This window comes from Neotamlana nanhaiensis, from assembly GCF_000943555.1.
Classification (GTDB): domain Bacteria; phylum Bacteroidota; class Bacteroidia; order Flavobacteriales; family Flavobacteriaceae; genus Neotamlana; species Neotamlana nanhaiensis.
The window spans coordinates 145,734-172,078 of sequence record NZ_JTDV01000001.1 but is presented as its reverse complement, the minus strand read 5'-3'; the positions used below and the strand labels follow the sequence as shown (position 1 = coordinate 172,078).

The 26,345-nt window shown below is 37.1% G+C and carries 13 protein-coding genes; all 13 read left to right on the top strand.

Going from position 1 to position 26,345, the window contains the following annotated elements:
- Positions 1-41: 41 nt before the first annotated feature.
- From PK35_RS00655 to PK35_RS00595, 13 genes are read left to right on the top strand one after another with little or no spacing between them, the layout of a single operon-like run.
- Positions 42-1,730, top strand: a complete 1,689-nt coding sequence (locus PK35_RS00655; protein WP_044625180.1) for a pectate lyase family protein — start codon at positions 42-44, stop codon at positions 1,728-1,730.
- A gap of 24 nt (positions 1,731-1,754) precedes the next feature.
- Entirely contained in the window at positions 1,755-4,904 is a 3,150-nt protein-coding gene (locus PK35_RS00650; protein WP_044624737.1) for a DUF6298 domain-containing protein, read from the top strand.
- A gap of 6 nt (positions 4,905-4,910) precedes the next feature.
- Positions 4,911-6,338, top strand: a complete 1,428-nt coding sequence (locus PK35_RS00645; RefSeq protein ID WP_044624736.1) for a glycoside hydrolase family 140 protein — start codon at positions 4,911-4,913, stop codon at positions 6,336-6,338.
- A 9-nt stretch (positions 6,339-6,347) separates the two neighbouring features.
- Positions 6,348-7,916, top strand: a complete 1,569-nt coding sequence (locus PK35_RS00640; RefSeq protein WP_044624735.1) for a glycoside hydrolase family 28 protein — start codon at positions 6,348-6,350, stop codon at positions 7,914-7,916.
- Between the two features lie 6 nt (positions 7,917-7,922).
- A complete protein-coding gene (locus PK35_RS00635) occupies positions 7,923-8,846 on the top strand; it encodes a glycoside hydrolase family 43 protein (protein ID WP_238320845.1) in 924 nt (307 codons plus the stop codon).
- A 1-nt stretch (position 8,847) separates the two neighbouring features.
- Positions 8,848-10,698 carry an exo-alpha-sialidase gene (locus PK35_RS00630; protein ID WP_044625179.1) on the top strand — a complete coding sequence of 617 codons (1,851 nt, stop codon included), beginning with the start codon at positions 8,848-8,850 and terminating at the stop codon, positions 10,696-10,698.
- Between the two features lies 1 nt (position 10,699).
- Positions 10,700-13,483, top strand: coding sequence for a glycoside hydrolase family 78 protein (locus PK35_RS00625; RefSeq protein WP_052825728.1), 2,784 nt, complete (start codon positions 10,700-10,702; stop codon positions 13,481-13,483).
- On the top strand, positions 13,480-14,901 hold the full coding sequence (locus PK35_RS00620; RefSeq protein ID WP_044624733.1) for an acetylxylan esterase: 1,422 nt from the start codon (positions 13,480-13,482) through the stop codon (positions 14,899-14,901). The genes PK35_RS00625 and PK35_RS00620 overlap by 4 nt, the downstream gene beginning before the upstream one ends.
- On the top strand, positions 14,888-17,362 hold the full coding sequence (locus PK35_RS00615) for a glycoside hydrolase family 95 protein (protein WP_052825726.1): 2,475 nt from the start codon (positions 14,888-14,890) through the stop codon (positions 17,360-17,362). The genes PK35_RS00620 and PK35_RS00615 overlap by 14 nt, the downstream gene beginning before the upstream one ends.
- Positions 17,363-17,373: 11 nt before the next feature.
- Positions 17,374-18,936, top strand: a complete 1,563-nt coding sequence (locus PK35_RS00610; RefSeq protein ID WP_044624732.1) for an MGH1-like glycoside hydrolase domain-containing protein — start codon at positions 17,374-17,376, stop codon at positions 18,934-18,936.
- Positions 18,937-18,974: 38 nt separating this feature from the next.
- Entirely contained in the window at positions 18,975-21,686 is a 2,712-nt protein-coding gene (locus PK35_RS00605; protein ID WP_238320844.1) for a glycoside hydrolase family 78 protein, read from the top strand.
- A gap of 27 nt (positions 21,687-21,713) precedes the next feature.
- Entirely contained in the window at positions 21,714-23,645 is a 1,932-nt protein-coding gene (locus PK35_RS17780; RefSeq protein WP_082048482.1) for an exo-alpha-sialidase, read from the top strand.
- Positions 23,645-26,329, top strand: a complete 2,685-nt coding sequence (locus tag PK35_RS00595) for an alpha-d-galacturonidase (RefSeq protein WP_044624730.1) — start codon at positions 23,645-23,647, stop codon at positions 26,327-26,329. Before PK35_RS17780 ends, PK35_RS00595 begins: the two co-directional genes overlap by 1 nt.
- Positions 26,330-26,345: the final 16 nt, after the last annotated feature.

The following is a 26,345-nucleotide window of genomic DNA, read 5'->3' as shown; positions in this document are numbered from 1 at the left end:
TATCTAAACAAAATCAGATTAAAAAATCAAGTTTCCTAACAATGAATCAAGCAACATCAACAAGTATAAAATGTCTATTAACAATCTTTCTGGGCATATTTTCAGTACAACTAACTTTTGCGCAGTATCCTGAAATTCCAAAAGAAATGCAGGACAAAACCGATGCCTTTTTAGCACAGGAAGAAGCACGTTTAAAAGACATTTGGGAAAAAAATTATCACATTATTTTAGAGGAAAGTAAACAAGGCAGACCTTATATTCCATGGGCAGCCACACCAGGCGATTTAATAAAAGCCAATATCCCTGCGTTTCCTGGTGCTGAAGGCGGTGGCGCTTTTACACCTGGCGGTCGTGGAGGTAAAATATTTGTTGTGACAAGTCTCGAAGATTCAGGTTCGGGTACGTTGCGCGAAGCTTTAGAAGCTGTTGGCGCGCGAACCATTGTGTTTAATGTAGCTGGAATTATTCAGCTTAAAAAGCCAATAAATATTAAAGCGCCTTACGTAACCATTGCGGGACAAACAGCTCCTGGAGATGGTGTTTGTATAGCAGGAGAATCTATTTTAATCGATACGCACGACGTTATTATCCGTCATATGCGCTTTCGTAGGGGTGAAACCGATGTTACCCGTCGTGATGATGCCCTTGGCGGAAATGCGGTAGGAAACATTATTATCGATCATTGTTCGGTAAGTTGGGGATTAGACGAGAATATTTCATTATACCGTCACATGTTTCAAGCTAACGAACGATCGAAAAGAGAAAAGTTGCCAACCGTTAATATTACCATTCAAAACACCATTTCATCAGAAGGTTTAGATACTTACAACCATGCTTTTGGTAGTACTATTGGTGGTTTAAATAGCACCTTTGCAAGAAATCTTTGGGCAAATAATATTTCTAGAAACCCTTCAATTGGTATGTATGGTAGTTTCAATTTTGTAAATAATGTTTTATTTAATTGGTGGAATCGTTCGATTGATGGTGGCGATTACCGTTCAAGATTCAACATCATTAATAACTACTTTAAACCAGGGCCAATTACTCCCGAAGCAGAGCCTATTAGTTACCGTATTTTAAAACCAGAAACAGGTTATTTAGAACCAAAACAATACGGACGTGCTTATGTTGCTGGTAATTTTATTGAAAATAATAGTGAAGTTTCAAAAAATAACTGGAATGGTGGTGTGCAAATTGGTGAAGAAGAAAAACTACAATACATCAAGCAAGATGCGCCTTTTGAAATGGCTCATGTAAGTATTATTAATGCTAAAGATGCTTATAATTTTGTGTTAGAAAATGTTGGAGCGACTTTACCAAAACGTGATGCGGTTGATGTTCGCGTAATTAATCAAGTAAAAACGGGTAAAATAAATTATCCTGATGGTTTAGATAATGCCATTGGAAAGGAGTTTGTGAAGCGCCGTTTACCTGACGATTCTTACAAAAAAGGTATCTTAACGCATCCAAGTCAAGCAGGTGGTTATCCTAAATATAAAGGCAAACCTTATAAAGATTCAGATGGTGATGGTATTCCTAATAAATGGGAGAAAAAATATGGTTTAAATCACAAAGATGCTTCGGATGCTAATCAAGATTTAAACGGCGATGGCTACACTAATATTGAGGCTTATTTCAATAATATCGATCCAACTCAAAAAATAGATTGGACTAAGCCAGAAAATAATAAAGATACTCTAGCGGAAGTAAAAAAAGGATTGTTACAATAAGTAAACCCTAAACCAATTTATCCATTGCATTTAGTAAACGTAACATATCAATTTAAGCAGTTTGTAAAAACAATAACACTGTTAAGCTGTGTTTTTTGTTGTGCTATAATTAGCGCGCAATCCCAATTTCCTGATATAAAAAAGAATAAAAACGGAAAAATAGAACGCATTCCTGATAGTTTAGGAAACACTATTCCTGATTTTTCTTATGCAGGTTATAAAGTTTCAGAAAAACCAATTCCAACAATTGAAGCTAAGGTTTTTGTGCCTAATCAAACTGAAGATGCTACGGAAATCATTCAAAAAGCCATCGATTATATTGTGCAATTAAAACCAGATGATCATGGTTTTAGAGGTGCTGTTTTACTTGATAAAGGTGTTTTTAATGTTGAAGGCACGTTGTATTTAAAAAATTCAGGTGTGGTTTTACGTGGTAGCGGAAGTAATGAAACACAAATTTTAGGCACTGGCATTAAACGTGAAGCCATTATTAGAGTGGTCGGAGAAGATAACATAGTTAACAAAGATACACTTCAACTTGCTAATAATTTTGTGCCGCTTTCTGCGGAAACTTTGCAATTAAAAACAGCGAGTACGTTACAAGTGGGAGACAACATTATCATTAGAAAACCATTAACCAATACTTGGTTAAAAGCTTTAAATACTGAATATTTTGGTGGTGAAAGTGGTTGGATTGGTTGGAAAACACGCGATTGGGATATTCAATCTTTTAGAACCGTTACAAAAATTGAAGGTAACACTATCACACTAAACGCACCGTTAACAATCACGTCCAACGATTATAGCCAAATTGAGGTAATCAAATATAATTGGTCGGGTAGAATAGAAAATATTGGTATTGAAAATTTAAGTATTCAATCGACTTACGATGTGTCAAATCCAAAAGACGAGCAACATCGTTGGTATGGCATTACAATGGAGAATGTTAAAAACGCTTGGGTACGACAAGTCAATTTTAAACATCTAGCAGGAAGTGCTGTTGCCTTATTAAAAACGGCGCAACAAATTACGGTTGAAGATTGTATTTCAGAACAACCAATCTCTGAAATCGCTGCCCATCGTCGTCAAACATTTTATACCGAAGGGCAACAAACCTTATTTCAAAGGTGTTATTCTGAGTTTGGTTATAACGATTTTGCAGTTGGTGGTTATGGTACTGCTGGACCGAATGCTTTTGTGCAGTGCGAATCATATTTATCAAATAGCAATAGCGGTTCCATGGGGAGTTGGGCAACAGGCGTATTGTTTGATGTAGCGTATATTGATGCCAATGCGATTCTTTTCGATAATCAAGAGCAAGCAAAACGTGGTGCAGGTTGGACGGCTGCAAACAGTGTTATTTGGGAATCTTCAGCTTCAAAAATAGCGTGTTATAGTCCGCCAACAGCGCAAAACTGGGCGTTTGGTGTTTGGGGTGGTATCATGACAGGAAATGGCCATTGGAAAGATGTAAACAATCACATCATGCCACGAAGTTTATTTTATGCACAATTAGAAAATCGATTGGGTAGTTTACCCTTCGAATCTTACGTTTACGATACAGGTTCTGAGCCAACTTCAAGTCCAACTATCGATCAAGCGCAGCAACTCACTTTAGAAGCTGTAGCACCAAAAAAGACTTTAAAAGATTGGATTAAAAAAGTTTCAGAGGAAAACATTATTTCTTCAGAATCTAAAAAAGTAAAATCCGTTCACGACATCAAAGTAAAATATACTTCTAAATCAGCAGTAAATACTTCAAAAGTGAGTATTAAAAACGGCTGGTTAACACACAACGGAGCTGTAATTACAGGCAAAAAAAGTAATGTGATGTGGTGGCGTGGTAGTTTAAGAAACCACGACGTTAATAAAGCTTCGGCACATGTTACTCGTTTTGTACCAGGAAAAATTGGAAAAGGATTTACAGATGATTTAACAGAAGTTGTAAACAAATTCAAATCCACGAATGTAGCAGCTTTAGACAATAATTACGGTTTGTGGTACGAACGCCGAATGGACGATCATGAGCGTGTACGCCGAATTGATGCCGATGTTTGGGCTCCATTTTACGAGCAACCTTTTAACCGATCGGGCAAAGGGCAAGCTTGGGATGGTTTAAGTAAATACGATTTAAATCAACCAAATAAATGGTATTGGAATCGTTTAAAGCAGTTCGCGAGTTTAGCCGAAGCTGAAGGACAAATTTTAATCAATCAGCAGTATTTTCAGCATAATATTTTAGAAGCAGGTGCGCATTGGTCGAGTTCGCCGTGGCGTTCTGCAAATAATATCAACGAAACCGATTTCCCTGAGCCTGTGCCTTATGCGGGAGACAAACGCATTTTTATGGCAGAGCAATTTTACGATGTTACTCACGAACATCGCAAAAAACTCCATCAGCAATTTATAAAGCAATCTTTAGAGAATTTTAAGGAGAACAGCAATGTTATTCACTTTACGAGTGCCGAATATACGGGTCCGCTTCATTTTATGCAGTTTTGGTTAGATGAAGTAAAAAAGTATAAACAGGAAGCTGTTTCTGGCGGCTTTATAGGATTAAGTGCAACCAAAGATGTGCAAGATGCGATTTTAAATGATTCTGATAGAACTGATGTTGTTGATGTGATTGACATTCGTTACTGGCATTATCGCGAAGATGAAACTACCTATGCGCCAGAAGGTGGTAAAAATTTAGCACCAAGGCAACATGCTCGTAAAATGAAAACGGGCAAAGAAACCGAGGAGCAAATTTACAGAGCGGTTCGAGAATACCGTAAAAAATATCCTGAAAAAGCGGTTTTGTATTCTACAAATGCGGCACCACGATTTGGTTGGGCGGTTTTAATGGCTGGAGGTTCTTTGCCAGCACTTCCAAAAATTGAAAATGTGGGATTCAATATAGCTTTATCGAACATGAAGCCAGCAATGGAATCTAATTACGAAAGTGCTATTTGGAAATTGAAAAATGAAGGCGTTAACTACTTATCTTACTTAAGAAATGCAAAAGAAGTTTCAGTCGATTTATCTAAATACAAAGGTAAGTTTCAAGCATTTTGGATAAATCAAAAAGATGGAAGTATAGCATCAGTTTTAACCTTAAAAGGCGGAATAAAACACACAATAAACGCTTCAAGTAATAACGCTAAAGTGTTGTTCATTCAAAAGAAAAACTAATCAATAATGAGACATAAATTAAAAATATCAACAATTACATCAGCATTACTTTTTGCGACACTAATGCTGTCTTGTAAGGATAATAAAAAGGTTGAAAAAGAAACCGTTTTAGCTGAAGAAGAAGGATTTCCGAAAATAGAAGTTTCCGAAAACGGACATTATTTTCAAACCGAAAACGGAAAACCATTTTTTTGGTTAGCTGATACGGGTTGGTTGACCTTTAATAAATTAAATCGAGATGAAATAAAAACCTATTTCAAAGATCGTAAAGAAAAGGAGTATAACATTATTCAAATTATGACGGTGCATTCGCTTGGTGTAGCTAATGTTTACGGTGATTCTGCGCTTGTAGCTAAAGATTTATCGAAACCTTTAACAACCGAAGGCAACGATTTTAAGAATGCCGATGCTTATGATTATTGGGATCATATAGATTATGCACTTGAGGTTGCCAAAGAAGAAGGGTTGTATTTGGCAATGGTTCCTGTTTGGGGTTCGCCAATTAGCGATGGAAAAGTAAATTTAGAGCAAGCTAAAACCTATGCTAATTTTTTAGCTGAACGTTTTAAAGATCATGAAAATATCATTTGGTTAAACGGTGGCGATACCTTTGGAAACAAAAATACCGAAATATGGAAAGCCATCGGAAGCATACTAAAAACGGCAAATCCTGATCGCTTGGTAACCTTTCATCCGCGTGGTCGTACCGATTCTTCTGATGATTTTCATAATGAAAACTGGCTCGATTTCAATATGTTTCAATCTGGGCATCGTCGTTACGATCAAGATGATACGGAGCGCGCTTACGGGCAGGATAATTACAAATATGTTCAGGTCGATTTCAACTTAAAACCCGCAAAACCGACACTTGATGGCGAACCATCATACGAAGGCATTCCGCAAGGGTTACACGATACGTTGCAACCACTTTGGAACGACAACGATTTACGTCGTTATGCCTATTGGTCAGTGTTTGCTGGTGCTGCAGGTTTTACTTATGGAAACAACCATATCATGCAAATGCACGAAAATCATAGCAAACCAGAGGCTTACGGAAGCAAAACCTATTGGGTTGATGCTTTAAATGATCCTGGAGCAGGACAAATGAAGCATTTAAAAAACTTAATGTTAGAGTTTCCTTATTTCGAGCGTGTTCCAGATAAGAGTTTGGTAGATAATCAAGGTGAAAAATACGATTTTAAAGCCGCTACAAAAGGAGAGGATTATGCACTTATTTATGTGTACAATGGAAAATCTATTGTTGTAAATATGGGTAAAATTAAAGGACAGCAAGTTGTGGCATCATGGTTTAATCCGAGAAACGGTAAGAAAACTAACATAGGTGAATTTAAAAATGAAGGCACTCAAGAATTTAAACCTGAAGGTGAAGCGGTTGATGGTAACGATTGGGTTTTAATACTAACTTCAAAATAAGAAAGATTGATGAAAAAATTAAGCGTAATATTGTTTTTTGGTTTATTATCTTTTAGTGTTTTTGCAACTAACGGTTGGTACAATATTTTAGAAAATGGCGGAAATAATACGGGGGAATTGTGTACCAAAGCCATTCAGAATACCATAGATAAAGCAGCGAAAGCTGGTGGAGGAACCATTTATTTTCCAGCTGGCGACTATTTAACGGGCGCATTAGAATTAAAAAGCAATATTGTTTTACATGTTGAAGCGGGCGCTTTAATTAAGTTTTCAACCAACTTCGATGACTATTTACCATTTACCGAAGTGCGTTGGGAAGGCACCGTAATTCAAACCTTCAAACCTTTATTGCATGCTCGTGATGCCGATAATATCACGATTACTGGGCGTGGCACAATCGACGGACAAGGGGAAGCTTGGTGGAAAGAAATTTGGCGCATCGAATCTTCAAAAGAAAAATTGGAGCTTACCAAATATCAAAAAATGACGCAGGAAGCCAATAAAGATGTTAAAACTGCCGATTATTACAAACGCACACGAAGCTATTTATTTCATAGGCCACCGTTGTTTCAAGCCTTTAAATGTTCGAATATAACTATTGAAGGTGTCACGATTCAAAATTCACCGTTTTGGACGATAAACCCGGCGTTTTGTGATAATATTACGGTGGATAATGTCACGATTTTTAATCCGTATTCTCCAAATACCGATGGTATAAATCCAACCTCTTGTAAAAATGTACACATTTCAAACTGCCATATTAGTGTAGGAGACGATTGCATTACCATAAAATCTGGTCGTGATGTTGATGGTAGAAAATGGGCAACTCCAACCGAAAACGTTACTATTACCAATTGCACGATGTTAAGCGGTCATGGCGGTGTGGTTATAGGTAGCGAGATGTCTGGAAGTATTAAAAAAATTACGATTTCTAATTGTGTTTTCGATGGCACCGATAGAGGTATTCGCTTAAAAGCGGCGCGTGGTCGTGGAGGTGTGGTTGAAGATATTCGCGTGTCCAATATTGTGATGAACAACATTCAACGTGAAGCTTTTATGCTGAATTTGTTTTACGATAAAAACACCGTTGAAGGACCAGTAACCGAAGAAACGCCCATTTTTAGAAACATTCATATTAGCAACGTCACAGCAACGAATGTGAATATGGCAGGAAAGATTTTAGGAATTCCAGAAATGCCCATTCATAACATTACATTTTCAGATATCGATATTGATGCTAAAGAAGGTTTTTCGGTGCATACTGCAAAAAACATCGAGTTTCATGATGTTAAAATCAACACCACTTTAGGGTCAGCATTCAAAATTGAAGATACCAAACAAATCCTTTTAGATAATATAGGTACAGCAACGCCTATAAAAGAAAAACCTGTAGTGCATTTTAAAAATGTAGAAACAGCATTGTTAAGCAATACGTTTTTAATGCAACCAACTCATATTTTTTTAGAAGTTGAAGGCGCTAAAAATGAGTCTATTTATTTAAAGAATAGTGTTTTAAATAACGTGGAAATAGCTGTTAAAGCTGGAAAATTAGTGAAGTCTAAAATTACAGAAGATTAAATCAAGATGATGAAAAAACTCGCAGTTGTTCTACTTATTTTTATCGGTTTTGGTTGTGCTTCAAAACAAGAGTATTATCTATTTACATCATTTAGAGAGCCTGCCACCGACGGATTATATTTAGCGTACAGCGAAGATGGCTACCAATGGGAAGATTTAAAAGGGCCCTATTTAAAGCCAGAAACAGGGGCTAGTAAAATTATGCGTGACCCATCGATTGTGCGTGGTAAAGACGATGTGTATCACATGGTTTGGACTACTGAATGGCGAGGAGGCAATGGTTTCGGCTACGCCAGTTCTACAGACCTTATAAATTGGAGTGAACAACAATACATACCTGTGATGCAGCATGAACCCGATGTGGTTAATGTGTGGGCACCAGAGATTTTTTATGATGATGAAGCCGATAGATACATTATTATTTGGGCATCAACCATTCCGTTTCGCTATGAAAAAGGTGCCGAAGACGAAGAAAACAATCACCGCATGTATTACACAACTACAAAAGATTTTAAAATCTTTTCAGATACAAAATTGTTTTTAGAACCCGGTTTTAGTGTCATTGATTGTGTGATTGTAAAACGAGCGAAAGATGATTATGCTTTAATTATAAAAGATAACACCAGACCAAACAGAAATTTAAAAGTAGGTTTTGGTAAAACACCGCTTGGGCCTTTTACAAATATTTCAGAGCCTTATACAGGGTTCCTTTCGGAAGGACCAAGCTTCATTAAAAAAGATGGTAAATACGTGATTTATTATGACAATTACGGTGAAAAAAATTATAAAGCTGTCAGTACCGAAGATTTTAAAACCTTTGAAGATGTATCAAGTGAAATTTCACTTCCTGAAGGTCATAAACACGGTACAATAACCACCATATCGAAATCAGTTTTAAGCAAATTAATTGAAAAAAGTAAAGAAAAATAATATGAAGTTAGGTTTTAAATCCATACTCATTACCCAATTATTATGTGTGGTTTCTGTGCTAAACGCACAACAGGATACCATAAAATATGTTGGTAAAACCTTATCAAACGTCGATTACCATCATGGTATGTTAGAACCAGCGGTTGGTGTGCATGCCACTCAAATTATGAGGGCAAGTCGTGAACACCCTGAAAAAGCTGATGGTTATGGATGGACGTACAATCACGCACCAAACATAGCCTATTGGAATGATACGTTTTTTATACAATATTTAAGCGATCCTGTTGGTGAACATATTCCGCCTAGTCAAACCTTTATGTTAACTTCAAAAGATGGAGAAAAGTGGAGTTTCCCGCAGGTTACGTTTCCTATTTATAGCATTCCTGATGGTTTTGTTAAAGAAGGCGTAGAAGGTGTTGCTAAAAATTTAAAAGCTACCATGCATCAACGTATGGGCTTTTTCACGTCATCTGATAATCGCTTTTTCACATTGGCGTTTTACGGTATTTCTATGCACGAAAAAGACAGTCCTAACGATGGTAACGGTATTGGACGTGTTATTCGAGAAATCTATAAAGATGGTAGTTTAGGGGCTATTTATTTTATTCGATACAATCATGGTTGGAACGAAAAAAATACCAACTATCCATTCTATAAAAGCAGTAAAGATCGCGGTTTTAAAAAGGCTTGCGAGGAGTTAATGGCGCAACCACTATTAATGCAGCAATGGGTTGAAGAAGCCGATAGAGACGATCCGTTAATTCCGTTGCAAAAACAATATAAAGCCTTTAGTTTTTACGATATTCCAGATGGAAGAACCGTTGGTTTATGGAAACACGCCTTAACCTCAATGAGTAATGATGGTGGTAAAACATGGCAATACGACCCGTTACGCGCACCAGGTTTTGTAAACAGCAATGCTAAAATTTGGGGACAAAAAACAACAGACGGAAAGTATGCAACAGTTTATAATCCTTCAGAATTTCGATGGCCTTTAGCGGTTTCAACTAGTAATGACGGATTGAATTATGATAACTTATTTCTTGTTCATGGTGAATTGTCTCGCATTCGCTATGGTGGTGCTTACAAATCGCACGGGCCGCAATATGTGCGTGGAATAACGCCAAACAACGGTACGCCTAAAGATGGCAATATGTGGTTAACCTATAGTGTAAATAAAGAAGATATTTGGGTGGCTTCAGTGCCCGTTCCTGTTACCAATACAGTTAGTGAACATGCCAATGATGTGTTTACAAATATGCCTGATGGCGAAGAATTAAAGCTTTGGAACACATACGATTTGCAATGGGCAACCGCAAATATTGAAGCAAAAAATGGTGAAAAATGGTTAACCTTACGCGATCAAGATCCTTTTGATTACTCACGTGTGGAGCGTGTTATTCCATTTTCTGAAAAGTTAGAAGTTACGTTCACGGTTAAACCAGAGCAAAACAATCATGGCATGCTTCAAATTGAATTGCAAAATGCACAAGGTTTGCCTTCGGTACGATTAATTTTTGATGAAGCAGGAAATATAAAGCAAAAAATGGGGTATCGCTTGCGAAATATTATGCCATATGATGCCGGAAAAGAATACCAAATAACTTTATCTGTTGATGCTTCAACGCGTTTATACGACATTAAAATTAATGATGAAAAGGAAGTGAAAGGCATCTTTTTTATGCCAACAGACGGAATTTCAAGAATCATGTTCCGTACAGGCGAACAGCGCTACTATCCAAATGTAGATACACCTGTTGATACACCAAATTATGATGATGTGCCGTTTACAGGTGCGTCAATTCGCGAGGCTGTGTTCAATATAAAATCATTGATAACCAAAAAACTGTAAGTTGAAAGTTTTAAAAAGCATATTCATTTTTGTTGTTCTGTTTTCAGCTTGTAAATCGGTTGAAAATAATAAGACTATTTCGGTTACCAATCTAACCTGTAATATGGCCAGTAATCCGCTTGCTGTTGATGCATCACCGCGTTTTAGTTGGAGAATAATTACCGATGCTTTTAATGTAGAACAAGCCGCTTATCAAATTTTGGTAGCATCTTCCGAAGAAAAATTAAATCAAAACCAAGGTGATATTTGGGATAGCGGAAAAGTAAGTGAGCACAAAAGTCATTTGGTTAATTACAACGGAACTACTCTAAATCCCGAACAGAAATACTTCTGGAAGGTTAAAATTTGGACGAACGATACCGAAACACCATGGAGTGAAACAGCTTTTTTTAGAGTAAAACCAGAGATTGAAAGTTTAAATCCAACTTGGATTGGTGCCATTACTAAAGCCGAAAGTAATCTGCCTGAAGGTAGAACTTACCACACGGCTTCAATGAAAAAGTCGAGACGCCAAGAAATTATTGATGCGTCACACCCCATGGCACGACAAAGCATCATGCTTCGTAAACCATTTTCAATGGATAAAAAAATTAAAGCAGCTGTTGTTTATATTTCAGGTTTAGGTCATTACGAATTAACAATCAATGGTGAAAAAATTGGCAACAGCGAATTTGCACCACTTTGGACAGATTACGATAAATCGGTTAATTTTAATACTTACGAAATTCCTGAAAACCTTTTAAAACAAGGTAAAAACGCTATTGGCGTGATGCTAGGAAATGGTATGTACAATACGGTACAAGAGCGTTACACCAAGTTTTTTGTGAGTTTTGGTCCGCCAACGTTGTTTTTTAAAATGAAATTGATTTTTGAAGACGGTTCAGAATCCATTATAAATTCCGATGAAAGTTGGACATACAGTAACAGCCCGATTACCTACAATGGTATGTTTGGTGGTGAAGATTATAATGCCAATTTAGAACAAACAGGTTGGAATACAGCTGATTTTGATGCTTCAACCTGGAACCCTGTTGTAAAGCAAGAAGCCCCAAAAGGCAGTTTAAAACCGCAATCGGCACCTGCAATTCACATTCAAAAGGAATATGAAGTTAAGGAGGTGAACAAAGTTGATGAGCACACCTATGTGTTCAATATGGGACAAAATCTTTCTGGTTTTCCAACCATAAAAGTGAAAGGTAAAAAAGGAAAAAAAATAAGATTATGGACGGCCGAAAGTTTAAAAGATGACGGCACCATCCGTCAAGGGCGTTCTGGAAAACCCTATTATTTTGAATATACACTTAAAGGCGATGGTGTAGAGGAGTGGCAACCTAAGTTTAGCTATTATGGTTATCAATACATTCAAGTGGATAGTGTGAATTATAAGGAAGATACCAATAAAGAATTACCAACACTTTTTGATTTAAAATCAAATTTCATCTATAATTCGGCGGGTGAAGCGGGCACGTTTACAAGTTCCAACGAGATCTTTAATAAAGCGCATGAACTTATAAATAATGCTATAAAAAGTAACTTTCAAGCGGTTTTAACCGATTGCCCACATCGTGAAAAGTTAGGATGGTTGGAAGAAGCGCATCTAAACGGACCAGGGTTACTATTTAATTACAACCTCGAAACCTTTATCCCGAGCATCATGGAAAATATTAAAGATGCACAACGCGAAAACGGTATGATTCCAACCATCGCACCAGAATACGTGGTGTTTGGTGGCGATTTTACCGATTCTCCAGAATGGGGTACTACGGGCGTTATTTTACCTTGGATGTATTACGAATATTACGGCGACGATAGCTTAATTGAAGATTATTACGAGGTTATGAAGCGTTATGTTGATTATCTCACTTCAAAATCTGAAAATTACATTGTTTCTTACGGCTTGGGCGATTGGTACGACTACGGCGAGCATGCTGCAGGATATTCAAAAAATAGCCCAATTGCGTTGTCGGCAACCAGTCATTATTTCTATGCCACCAAATTGTTTGCAAAAGCAGCAAAACATTTGAATAAAACGGATGATATTAACAAGTACAACACTTTAGTTTCAAATATAAAAAAGGCCTTTAATACGGAGTTTTTTAATGAAGAAACCAAGCAATACGGTACAGGAAGTCAGTTTAGTAATGCGGTTGCTATTTTTATGGATATTGTAGCTTCCGAAAACAAAGAAGCTGTGATGAAAAATTTGTTAGCTGACATTGAAAAACGAGGCTTCCGCTTAACCACTGGCGATGTTGGAAACCGTTATTTATTTCAAGCTTTAGCGATGAATGATGCTAACGACGTCATGTATAAAATGAACAATCATTACGATACACCTGGTTACGGTTTTCAAATTAAATTCGGATTAACAACGCTAACCGAACAATGGGACCCAAGAAAAGGCAATTCTTGGAATCATTTTATGATGGGACAAATCGAGGAGTGGTTTTATAAAAGTTTAGCAGGTATTGTTCCCGATGCAGAACAACCTGGTTTTAAGCACTTTTTTATTGAACCAAAAATGGTGGGCGATTTAAGTTTTGTAAAAGCCAGTTACGAGTCGGTTTACGGTACAATTGTTTCAGAATGGGAAAAGGCTGAAGATAAATCGGTTTTTAATATTGCCATTCCAGCCAATACAACGGCAACTTTGGTGTTACCAATTTCAGATGCTTCAAATGTTGAAATTAATGGTGAATCGTTTAATGATTTTGTTGTTGAAGGAACGGTGTCAAAATTCACATTAGGTTCAGGAACCTACACCATTGAAAGTTTAAAGAAATGAAACAGCGATTGAGATATAGCAAAGTTTTTTTATTACTGTTTTTAGGAGCTAGTCTTTTAAACGCGCAAACCAGCGATTCCAATTTTAAACAAGGCTTGCCTGAAACCATGGAAACCGTGGCGTCTATTTTTAATATTGAAATTAAAGATAACGACGGTTTATTAAATGAAAAGACTTTGGAATACGCCCAATGGAAAATCGATGCTACTAATTTAGAAGTAACTTTCGCGAATTTGTTGAGTCCGTTTAACTTGTCTGCTCAAAAACAAAACGATTCGGTTTACAAAATAAAGCCATTTCAATATCATAAACTAACCGAAGAACGAGGAGCTGAAAAGTTAGCGTTTTTAGCATCAAAATATGACAATTTAGAAGCTTGGGAAGCTCGAAAAGCAAATCTTAAATCGTGCATGATTGACGCTTTTGCTATCGAAAAGGCGCCAAAAATGCCCAATTCTAAGCCTATTTTAACCAAAAAGCGAAAATACAAAGGATATACTGTTGAGAATATTGCATTAGAAGTTTTACCAGGTGTTTATACCACAGGTTCTATTTATAAACCCTATCCGCTACGTGGGAAAAATGCGGTTGTAGTAACGCCAAACGGACATTTTGCTGATGGACGTTATCGAGAAAGCGAGCAAATACGTTGTGCACTTTTAGCCAAAATGGGCGCGATTGTAGTTAATTACGATTTGTTTGCTTGGGGCGAATCGCAATTACAATTTCCATACGAAACCCATCGTAATAGTGTTGCTTCAACCATACAGGTTTTAAGTGGCATGCGATTATTAGATTATATATCAACTTTAAAAAATGCCGACATGACTCGCGTTGGCGTTACTGGTGGTTCTGGCGGTGGTTCGCAAACCATGTTTTTAGCGGCTTTAGATGATCGCATTACGGTTTCCGTTCCTGTGGTTATGATGTCATCTTACCATTCTGGAGGTTGCCCATGTGAGAGTGGTCGTGGCATTCATTTATGCGGTAACGGCACCAATAATGTTGAAATTGCGAGTATGGCAGCTCCAAAACCACAATTAATTATTTCAGATGGTGGCGATTGGACAAATAATACGCCTGAAGTGGAGTTTCCTTTTGTAAAGCGCATTTATAATTTCTACGGAAAACAAGAGCTTGTTGAAAACAGTCATTTCCCAAAGGAAGGTCATAATTACGGCGCATCAAAACGCAAAGCGATGTATCCATTTATGGCAAAGCATCTCAATTTAAATTTATCGAAAATTATAGATAAAAACGGAGAAATTGATGAGTCTGGATGTACGATAGAGCCTTATGAAAATTTGCTTGTTTTTGGCAAAAACGGTGAAAATTTACCGAAAAATGCCCTGAAAGATATAGACGAATTGTATAAACTTTTTGGAGAAGAAAATAAAAGAACGAATGACGTTAAGTAATAAACATACATTTTTAAGTTTCCTAATTATTGCCATCATTGGCTTAAATCAAGTTTTTGGACAAACTTCCGAACTAAAATTATGGTACAAAGAACCAGCAGAAATCTGGAATGAAGCTTTACCATTAGGAAATGGACGATTAGGAGCTATGGTGTTTGGCGATCCTGCTATCGAACGTTTGCAACTTAACGAAGAAACCATTTGGGCAGGTTCGCCAAATAGTAATGCTCATCCAAAAGCATTACAGGCGTTGCCAAAGGTACGCCAGTTAATTTTTGATGGACAATATGCCGAAGCACAGGCATTAGCAACTTCCGATATTCGTTCGCAAACCAATAACGGGATGCCATACCAAACTTTTGGTTCGGTGTTTTTATCTTTTCCTGGGCATCAAGATTACACCAATTATTATCGCGATTTAAATATTGAAAATGCCACCGCAACGGTAAAATACACGGTTGATGATGTGACCTTTACCCGTGAAATAATCACCGCATTTAAAGCAGATGTGGTTGTTGTTAAACTGAGTGCGAACAAACCTGGACAAATCACTTTTAATGGATTTTTAAACAGTCCGTTTGATAAAACCAAAACCACAACCGAAGATAATCAAGTTACGCTAGCAGCTGTTACAAGTACCGTTGAAGGTCAGAAAGGGCGCGTTAAGTTCCAAGGGCGAATGACGGCTAAAAATAAAGGCGGAAAACTAGCTGTTAAAAACGGTATTATTAGCGTTGAAAATGCAGATGAAGTAACCTTGTACATTTCAATTGCAACAAACTTTAAGAATTATAAAGACATTACAGAGGATTATATCGCGAAAAGTAAATCGATTCTAGATAAGGCCATTACCAGTGATTTTGAAAGCATAAAAACAAATCATGTAGCCTATTACCAAAACTTTTTCAATCGTGTGTCTTTAGATTTAGGAACTACAGATGTTTCAAAGGAAACTACAGATGTTCGAATTAAAAAATTCGATAGCCAATTCGATCCGCAGTTAGCGTCTCTGTACTTTCAATTCGGTAGATATTTGTTGATTTCTTGCTCACAACCTGGTGGTCAACCTTCAAATTTACAAGGTATTTGGAACGACATGTTATTTCCGCCCTGGGAAAGTAAATACACCATGAATATTAATGCTGAAATGAATTACTGGCCAGTAGAATTAACCAATCTCACCGAAATGCATGAGCCTTTTATTCAATTGGCTCGTGAGGTTGCAGAAACCGGTAAAGAAACAGCAAAAATAATGTACAATGCCAATGGTTGGGTATTACACCACAACACCGATATTTGGCGTATTACAGGTCCGATAGATATGGCGGCTTCCGGTATGTGGCCAACGGGCGGCGCATGGCTTTGTCAAGATTTATGGGAACGCTATTTGTACACGGGCGATAAGAATTATCTAAAAGAGATTTTCCCAATAATGAAAGGTGCCGCACAGTTTTTCTTAGATTTTATGATTCAAGACCCGAATTCGGGATATTTAGTAATTGTGCCATCAAATTCACCTGAAAACACGCATGCAGGCGAAGATGGAAAATCTACCATAACCGCAGGAACAACCATGGATAATCAATTGGTGTTTGATTTATTCAATAATATTAAAAATGCGACTAAAATTCTTGGTGAAGATGAAGCGTTTGTTTCCAAATTAGAATCAGCTTTATCAAAAATGGCACCGATGCAAGTTGGTAAACACGGGCAGTTACAAGAATGGTTGATTGATTGGGACGATCCTGAAGATCACCATCGCCATGTATCGCATTTGTACGGTTTGTTTCCAAGTAATCAAATTTCACCGTTTAAAACACCAGAATTGTTTCAAGCAGCAAAACAGTCGTTGCTATATCGTGGCGATGAATCTACAGGTTGGTCAATGGGTTGGAAAGTGAACCTTTGGGCGCGTTTATTAGATGGCGATCATGCTTATAAATTATTACAAGACCAATTACATTTAGTAACAGCCGATCAGCGTAAAGGTGGTGGAACCTACCCGAATATGTTAGATGCACATCAACCGTTCCAAATCGATGGAAATTTTGGTTGTACCGCAGGAATCGCCGAAATGCTTATGCAAAGTCACGAAGGCGCCATTCATCTATTACCTGCTTTACCAAGCGTTTGGAAATCGGGCGAAATTACAGGTTTAAAAGCTCGTGGCGGTTACGAATTGGATTTAACTTGGAACAACGACAAGGTTTCAAAATTAAAAATCACAGCCAAGTTTGATGGGAATTGCAGATTACGCTCAAAATCACCATTAAAATATGCTAACGGAAAAGCGTTAAAACGCGCCAAAGGTGAAAATAGCAACCCGTTATTTTTCGAAGTAGAAGTTAAACAACCAATTATTTCTGAAAAAGCAGACCTACAAAAACTAAAATTACCAAAATATTACGAGTACGACGTGCCTATGAAAGCAGGCGAAACGTACACGTTCTACAGCAGATAAAATTAAAACTAATGACATTACTTAAACTAAATATAAAATTTATTTTGCTGTTCTTAGCGATTGCGCTATATGGTTGCAAAGCTAAGTCAGCTAAAACAAATCATTCGGCTGAAATTTTAAACGTAGATGATTACAAGCATTACGTAGATTATTTCAACAGAATGGAAGATGAAAATATCGCCAAAGCTGTACCAAACGATAGTGCCTGGAGCTGGATGCAAAAGAATATTCCGTTGTTCGATTGTCCGCAAGACAACTTCGAAGAAATGTATTATTTCCGTTGGTGGAGCTTAAGAAAGCACATCACCAAAACGCCAGAAGGTTACGGTATTACTGAGTTTTTGGTAGAGCGGTCGTATGCCGATAAGTATAATTTAATTGCTTGCGCTCTGGGGCATCATATTTACGAATTCCGTTGGGTGCACAATCCAGAATATAGCAATCAAAACGTGCATTTATGGTATCGTGGTAACGATGGTAAACCCATGAGCAGACTGCATAAATTTAGTAGTTGGACGCCCGATGCCTTGTACAATCAGTATTTAGTAAACAAAGATGAAGCTTATTTAATAGACATGTATCCAGATATGGTTAGTGATTATGCACGATGGGAAGAAGAACGCCAGCGACCTGATGGTTTATTTTGGCAGAATGATGTAAAAGATGGTATGGAAGAATCTTTAAGCGGTGGGCGACATGTGCGTAATGCGAGACCAACCATAAATAGCTATATGTTTGCGAATGCGAAAGCACTCTCAACAATGGCAACCATGAAAGGTGATACTGAAAAAGCCGATTATTTCAATAAAAAAGCGGATACTTTAAAACAGTTAATTGAAACTAAATTATGGAATACTGAGGCTGAATTTTTTGAAACCTTAACCGAAAAAGACACGTCTTCTAATGTGCGCGAAGCTATTGGTTTTATTCCTTGGTATTTCAATTTACCATCTAAAAACAAAGGATACGAAGCAGCTTGGAATCAATTTAAAGATGAAGAAGGCTTTGCAGCACCATTTGGACTTACCACTGCCGAACGCCGTAGCCCACGTTTTAGAAGTCACGGTACAGGAACCTGCGAATGGGATGGTGCTGTGTGGCCATTTGCCACTTCGCAAACCTTAACGGCTTTGGCCAATGTGTTAAACAATTATCCGCAAGACGTGGTGGATAAATCAGATTATTTCCATCAAATGAATTTGTATGTGGAGTCGCAATATTATCGTGGCAGACCATACATTGGCGAATATCTTGACGAAACTACCGGCTATTGGCTAATGGGCGATAGAGAACGCAGCAGATATTACAACCATTCCACATTCAACGATTTAATAATTACTGGTTTAGTTGGATTGCGCCCGCGTGCCGACGAAAAAATTGAAGTCAACCCTTTAATTCCAGAAGAAACCTGGGATTGGTTTTGTTTAGATAATATCCTATATCACGGAGATATTTTAACCATTTTATGGGATAAAACTGGTGAAAAATACAATAAAGGCAAAGGCTTTAAGGTGTTTAGAAATGGTGAAGAGGTTGCATCAGCTGCAACTTTAACTAAAGTAATTTCAGAATAAAAATGCGAAAAATTATATTCATAATTTGTATAATCTTAATGTCTTTTTCAGCAATAGCTCAAAACGATATTAAATTGAAACAGCTGGAATGTGAAATGTTAACCAATCCGTTGGGAATTGATGTTCTGAATCCGCGATTGAGTTGGCAGATAGATACGAATCAATCTCAAGTTGAACAAACGGCGTATCACATTTTGGTGGCTTCTTCTCAAGAAAAATTGAATAATAACGAAGCCGATTTATGGGATTCTGGTAAAGTACAAAGCGATGCTTCCATCAATGTTTATTACAACGGAAAAACCTTAGACAGTAGAGATGAAGCCTTCTGGAAAGTTAAGGTTTGGACAAACAAAGGCGAAACCAATTGGTCCGAAAGGGCATTATGGAGCATGGGTATTTTAACCTACGCCGAATGGAAATCTACGAGATGGATTGGGCATAACACCTTATTTGAAGGCGATAGCATTGGGCAGTTTTCAAAGTTATCGGCGCGTTATGTTCGTAAAGCAATAAACTTAGAGAAAAAGGTAAAACAAGCCAAAGTTTACTTAATGGGCATGGGCTTATATGAGTTTTACATAAACGGTGAAAAAATAGGAAGTCAAGTTTTAGCGCCTGTACCAACCGATTATACAAAAAACGTAAAATACAATGTTTTTGATGTGTCGTCGCAACTGAAACAAGGCGAAAATGTGTTAGGAACGATTTTGGGTAACGGTCGGTTTTTCGCTATGCGACAAGAATATAAACCCTATAAGATTAAGAGTTTTGGGTTTCCAAAAATGGCACTTCAATTACAAATTGAATATGAAGATGGCAGTAAAGAAACCATTAAAACCGACCAGTCTTGGAAGTTTTCGCCTCATGGACCAATTCGTGAAAATAACGAATACGATGGCGAAGTTTATGATGCTACAAAAGAAATCCTGAATTGGAATACAACAAATTTTGATGATAGCGATTGGTTAAATATGATGTGGGTTCAAGAACCCGGCGGTTTTTATGAAGGCCAAATGACACCCAACATGAAAGTGATGGATAGTGTAAAACCTAGCGCCATTACAAAAACCAAAAACGGCAGCTATATTTTAGATATGGGACAAAATATGGTCGGTTGGTTGGAAATAAAAGTAAAAGGAAACAAAGGCGACACTATTAGTATGAAATTTGCCGAATCGTTAAAAGCAGATGGTTCGCTTTACATCGCAAATTTGCGTGATGCTCGCGTTACCGATACCTATATTTTAAAGGGTGAAGGCGATGAAATTTGGGAACCTAAATTTGTGTATCATGGGTTTCGATATGTAGAAATTAAAGGCTACAATTACCAACCAAAATTATCTGATTTTATCGGAAAAGTAATTTATGACGACATGGAAACCGTGGGCACTTTTGAGTGTTCAAACGAAACCATGAATCAGGTGTTTAAAAATGCGTTTTGGGGAATTCGCGGTAATTATAAAGGTATGCCAATTGATTGTCCACAGCGTAACGAACGTCAGCCATGGTTAGGCGATCGTACCACAGGCGCTTATGGCGAAAGCTTTATTTTCGATAATCAGACCTTGTATAGAAAATGGCTGGACGATATTAAATATTCGCAAACTTTAGATGGAGGTATTCCAGATGTAGCACCAGCATTTTGGCGTTATTACGGCGATGGCGTGACATGGCAAGGCGCTTATTTAAAAGTTGCCGATATGTTATACCAACAGTTTGGTGATGAAGAAGGTATAAAAAAGCATTATCCGTACATGAAAAAATGGGTGTTGTATATGGAAGACAATTACCTTAAAAATGATTTAATGACTAAGGATAAATACGGCGATTGGTGTGTGCCGCCAGAATCTCTGGAAATTATCCGCTCTAAAGATCCTGCCCGTTTAACCGATGGTGAAGTGTTGTCGAGTGCGTTTTATTACCATTTGCTTCAATTGATGAAAAAATTTGCCAAAATTTCCAACACAAAAGCATCAGATATTGAGTATTACGATGCATTAGCTAATCGCGTAAAAACTGCTTTTAACACTAAATATTTCAATAAAGAAAACTTTAGTTATGCCAATAATACAGTAACGGCAAATGTATTGCCATTGGCGTTCAATATGGTTCCTGAAGGGTATTCCGATAAGGTGTTTGAAAATATGGTACACCAAGTAGAGGTGGTTAAAAACGGGCATGTAAGCACAGGTGTTGTGGGTATTCAGTTTTTAATGCGCACCTTAACACAATTTGGTCGTGGCGATTTAGCCTTTAAACTGGCTTCGAATAAAACGTATCCGAGTTGGGGATATATGGCCGAAAATGGTGCTACAACCATTTGGGAATTGTGGAATGGAAATACTGCAGATCCTAAGATGAACTCGCAAAACCACGTGATGCTTTTGGGCGATTTAATTATCTGGTATTACGAAAATATGGCGGGTGTTAAAAGCAGTGAGACGAATCCTGGATTCAAAGAAATTATTATGAAACCCGATTTTGATGCAGGCTTATCATACGTAAAAGCATCCTATAAATCGAGTTATGGTATCATCAAAAGTCATTGGAATAAAAAAGGTAAGCGATTAACTTGGGAGGTTACGGTACCTCCAAATACTTCCGCTAAGGTGTATTTAACTCTCGGGAATCAGTCAAAAATCAAAATCAATAAAATCAAACTCGATAAATCGGAAACAAAATTTTCAACAGAAAATAATGAAACTGTTTTAGAGTTGAAGTCAGGAACGTATCATATTTCAGTCAATTAAAATTAACAGATTAAACTAAATAGCAACATGAAAATATACCAACCTTTAATTTTACTTTTTGTAGCACTTCTTTTTGGAAGTTGTAAAGAAACAAAAGAAGACGTGCCGCAAATTGCTTTAGCCGATAAAACTTGGCGCGAAGGCATCGAAATAGATGAATTTGTATATAATAGAGCACCATACCCATCGTGTCATGCAGCTACAATAGCCGAAAATACGAATGGCGAATTGGTTGCGTCTTGGTTTGGTGGTACGCATGAGCGCAATCCAGATGTGTGTATTTATGTAAGTAAACGCAAAAATGGCAAATGGACGGAAGCGAAAGAAGTTGCCAATGGTGTTCAAAACGATACATTGCGTTACCCAACTTGGAACCCAGTGTTGTATCAAGTGCCAAATGGCGATTTATTATTGTATTATAAAGTTGGTCCGCATCCTTCAACGTGGTGGGGTATGTTAAAACGTTCAGCTGATGGTGGCGAAACCTGGTCTGAAGCCGAAAAACTACCTGAAGGTTTTTTAGGTCCAATAAAAAACAAACCAGAATTATTAGAGGACGGAAGGTTATTATTACCATCGAGTACCGAAGAAAATGGATGGAATTTACGCTTGGAATCAACTTCTGACTTTAGTAAAACACACCAAATGCAAGATACATTGCCAAAAGGACTAAACGCTATCAATGCTATTCAACCAAGCATTTTATTCCATGAAGATGGTAAATTACAACAAATAGGACGCACCAGAAACAGACATTTATTTTCAACTTGGTCTGAAGATAATGGTAAAACATGGTCGCCTTTAGAATTGTTGAACATGCCCAATAATAATTCAGGTACAGATGCTGTTACCATGAAAAACGGAGAGCATGCCTTAATTTATAACCATGTTTGGCCAAATGAGGATATGCAGAAAAGCTATAGAAGTCCATTAAATTTAGCAATTTCTAAAGACGGCATTAATTGGAATGCCGCTTTGGTGTTGGAAGATTCACGTATCAGTCAATATTCCTATCCATCAATTATTCAAGGATCTGATGGCATGTTGCACTGTGTTTATACTTGGCGACGTCAAAAAATCAAATACGTAAAAATAGATCCTTCAAAACTCGTTACGTTCCCAATAAAAGATGGTGTATGGCCTGGGCCACAAAAAGAACGCTATAAAATTGCGGTCTGCGATTGGATGATTCTCAAACGTCAAAAATTGGGTTCTTTTGAGCGTGCTAAAGAAATTGGTGCCGAAGGCATTGAAATGGACATGGGTGGCTTAGGAAATCGTGAAACTTTTGATAGTAAATTTATAAATGGCGACACAGCTAGTGTGCGCGTGTTTAAGCAAAAATCAACTGAAACGGGTGTTGGTATTAGTTCTGTGGCTATGTCTGGTTTTTACGCGCAATCTTTTGCAAAGCGAGAAACCGTAAAACAAATGGTTGAAGATTGTATTGAGGTAATGAAAATTTTTAATGTTGAAGTGGCTTATTTACCATTGGGAACTCAAGGCGATTTGGTTAAAAATCCAGAATTGCGTCCCGCGATCGTAGAGCGTTTGCGTTGGGCAGGTGAGCAGGTTGATAAAATAAATGGCATTATTGCTGTTGAAACTTCACTTTCGGCGGACGAAGAGAAAAAGCTACTGGAAGAAATTGGTAATAGAAACATTAAAATCGCCTTTAATTTTGCAAATGCAATTAAAAACGGACGAGATATTTCTAAGGAATTAAAAACTTTGGGACGTGATAATATTGGTGAAATTCATGCCTCAAACACCGATGGGCATTGGATTGAAAACGATCCAGCAATCGATTTGCCAAAAATTAAAGAAACCTTAGATAAAATGCACTGGAAAGGTTGGTTAATTGTAGAACGTTCTCGTGACACGTCTATGGTACGCGAAGTAGTGAAGAACTACAGAGCTAATGTAAAGTATTTAAAACAAGTATTTAAAGTCGAGTAATGCGAAACATTTTAGTTTTATTAGTTACGTTAATCTTGCTTTCTTCGTGTTCGGAAAAGCAACAAGTCATCATTGTAGTTGATTCGGAAAACTCTAGAATTGGTTTTGCTCAAGAAAAGCTTGAAAAAACGTTATTAGATTTAGGTTATCAGGTAAGTCTAGCTTCAGCTAATGAAGAAAATACAAATGATGCACTTATAATTTCAATTACTGAAAAATTAGATAAAACCAATAAAGAAGGTTTTAAAATAAGCTCAACAAAAAATACCATAACTATTGAAGGTACTGATGCCTCTGGAGCCTTATACGGTGCTTTAGAATTATCTGACAGAGTTGAGGCTTCTGGCGAAATTCCTTTAAATCTAAATATTCAAGATAAACCAGAAATGGTTTTACGTGGTACCTGCATTGGACTACAAAAAACTGAATATTTACCCGGGCGTACCGTTTACGAATATCCATACACGCCCGAAAACTTTCCTTGGTTTTACGATAAAGCACATTGGATTGAGTATTTAGATATGATGGTTGAAAACCGTTTTAATACATTGTATTTATGGAACGGACACCCGTTTGCTTCTTTAGTAAAATTAGATGATTATCCTTATGCCGTAGAAGTTGATGATGAAACATTTAAAAAGAATGAAGAAGTTTTTAAGTTCTTGACAGAAGAAGCTAATAAACGAGGAATATGGGTAATTCAGATGTTTTATAACATTATAGTTTCAAAACCTTTTGCAGAAGAGCATGGTATAAAAACTCAAGAACGTAGCCGACCAATAACACCACTAATTGCAGATTACACCCAAAAATCGATTACCGAATTCATAAAAAAATACCCAAATGTTGGCTTTTTGGTAACGTTAGGCGAAGCGATGCATACCATTGATGATGATGTGGAATGGTTTACAAAAACCATTATTCCAGGAGTTAAAAATGGTTTAGAAGAATTAGGCATAACCAACGAACCGCCTATTGTTTTACGAGGGCACGATACCGATGCCAAACAAGTTATGGAAGCAGCATTACCAATTTATAAAAACTTATATACAACGTTTAAATACAATGGCGAGTCGCTAACAACTTATCAGCCTAGAGATGCTTGGGAATCTATTCCTAAGGCATTGAGCGAACTGGGTTCGGTGCACATCTCTAATGTTCATATTTTGGCGAATTTGGAGCCTTTTAGATATAGTTCACCCGATTTTATTCAAAAGAGTGTGAAGGCTATGAGAGACATTCAGGGAGCCAATGGGTTACATCTGTACCCACAGTCGTCATATTGGGATTGGCCTTATACAGCCGATAATACTACTGAACGATTAAAACAAATCGACCGTGATTGGATGTGGTATCAAGCTTGGGCTAGATATGCATGGAAATCGCAAAGAGATAGAGGTGAAGAAGTTGATTATTGGACAGACGTAATTGGCGATTACTATAATTGTGACGAAGGAGGAAAAGATATTTTAGTTGCCTATGAGGAAACTGGGGAAATTGCTCCAAAATTACTTAGAACTTTCGGGATTTCAGATGGAAACCGTCAAACTTTGTTGTTGGGTATGTTCATGGGGCAATTAGTAAACCCATACAAATATCATGTTTACAAAAACTTCTTGTCTTCTAACGGGCCTATTGGAGAGATACTTATCGATTATGCAGCAAAAGAATGGAAAGGAGAACCTCATGTTGGAGAAACACCACCTCAGATTATTGAAGAAGTTGTAAACCATGGGAAATTAGCTGTAGAAGCTATTGAAAGAGCTACTTCATCAATTGGAAAAAACAACGAAGAGTTTGAGCGTTTAAAAAACGATGTGTATTGTTATAATGCCTTTGCTAATTTCTTTGCTGAAAAAGTAAAGGCGGCTATGTTAGTTTTACAGTACAAATACTCTAATGATATTACCGATTTAGAAAAGGCGAGTCCTTATCTAGAAAATAGCTTGAAGTATTATAACGAGTTGGTGGGGCTTACAAAATACACTTATTTGTATGCCAACAGTATGCAAACAGCCCAAAGGCGTATTCCTATTACTGGAAGAGATGGCACCAATAAAACTTGGGAAGAATTATTACCTCATTATCAAAAAGAGTTAGAAGTATTTAAGCGTAATATTGAAATGCTTAAGTCAAAAGATAGCGGCAATATTGAAGAGAAAAAAGTTAAAGCGTATGAACCTGCTCAAGTAACAATTCTTAATAAAGGCGTTAAACAGTTTAAATTGCAAAAGGGACAGCAAGTATATTCGGATAATACGGCAAAAATAGAAGAAGTTGCCGATGAGCTAAAGAAATTATCAGGAGTTCAGTTTTCTGATGAGCTGCAAAGAGAAGAAGGAACGGTTTTAAAGTTTAAAAATGACCAGCCAATCAAAATATTAGTAGGGTATTTCAATACAAATAGCTATACGGTTTTAGAACCACCAACATTAGAAACCAATGCGCAAGCTAACAATAGAGGACAGGCGGATATTAAAATAGCTAATGCTATGCTAGTTCCAGGGCTTTATCCTGTAAATATTTACAGTTATAGTTATGAACCTGGTCAACATGAATTAGTACTTGGTAAAGGTCGAGTTTTAATTTTAGGCTTTATTGATGATAAAGAAAACATTTTAATTCATGATGCTGGTATTACCGATTCAGAAGCAGGAAAGACCGTAGATTGGTTATTTTATTAGAAAATTATTTAATTTA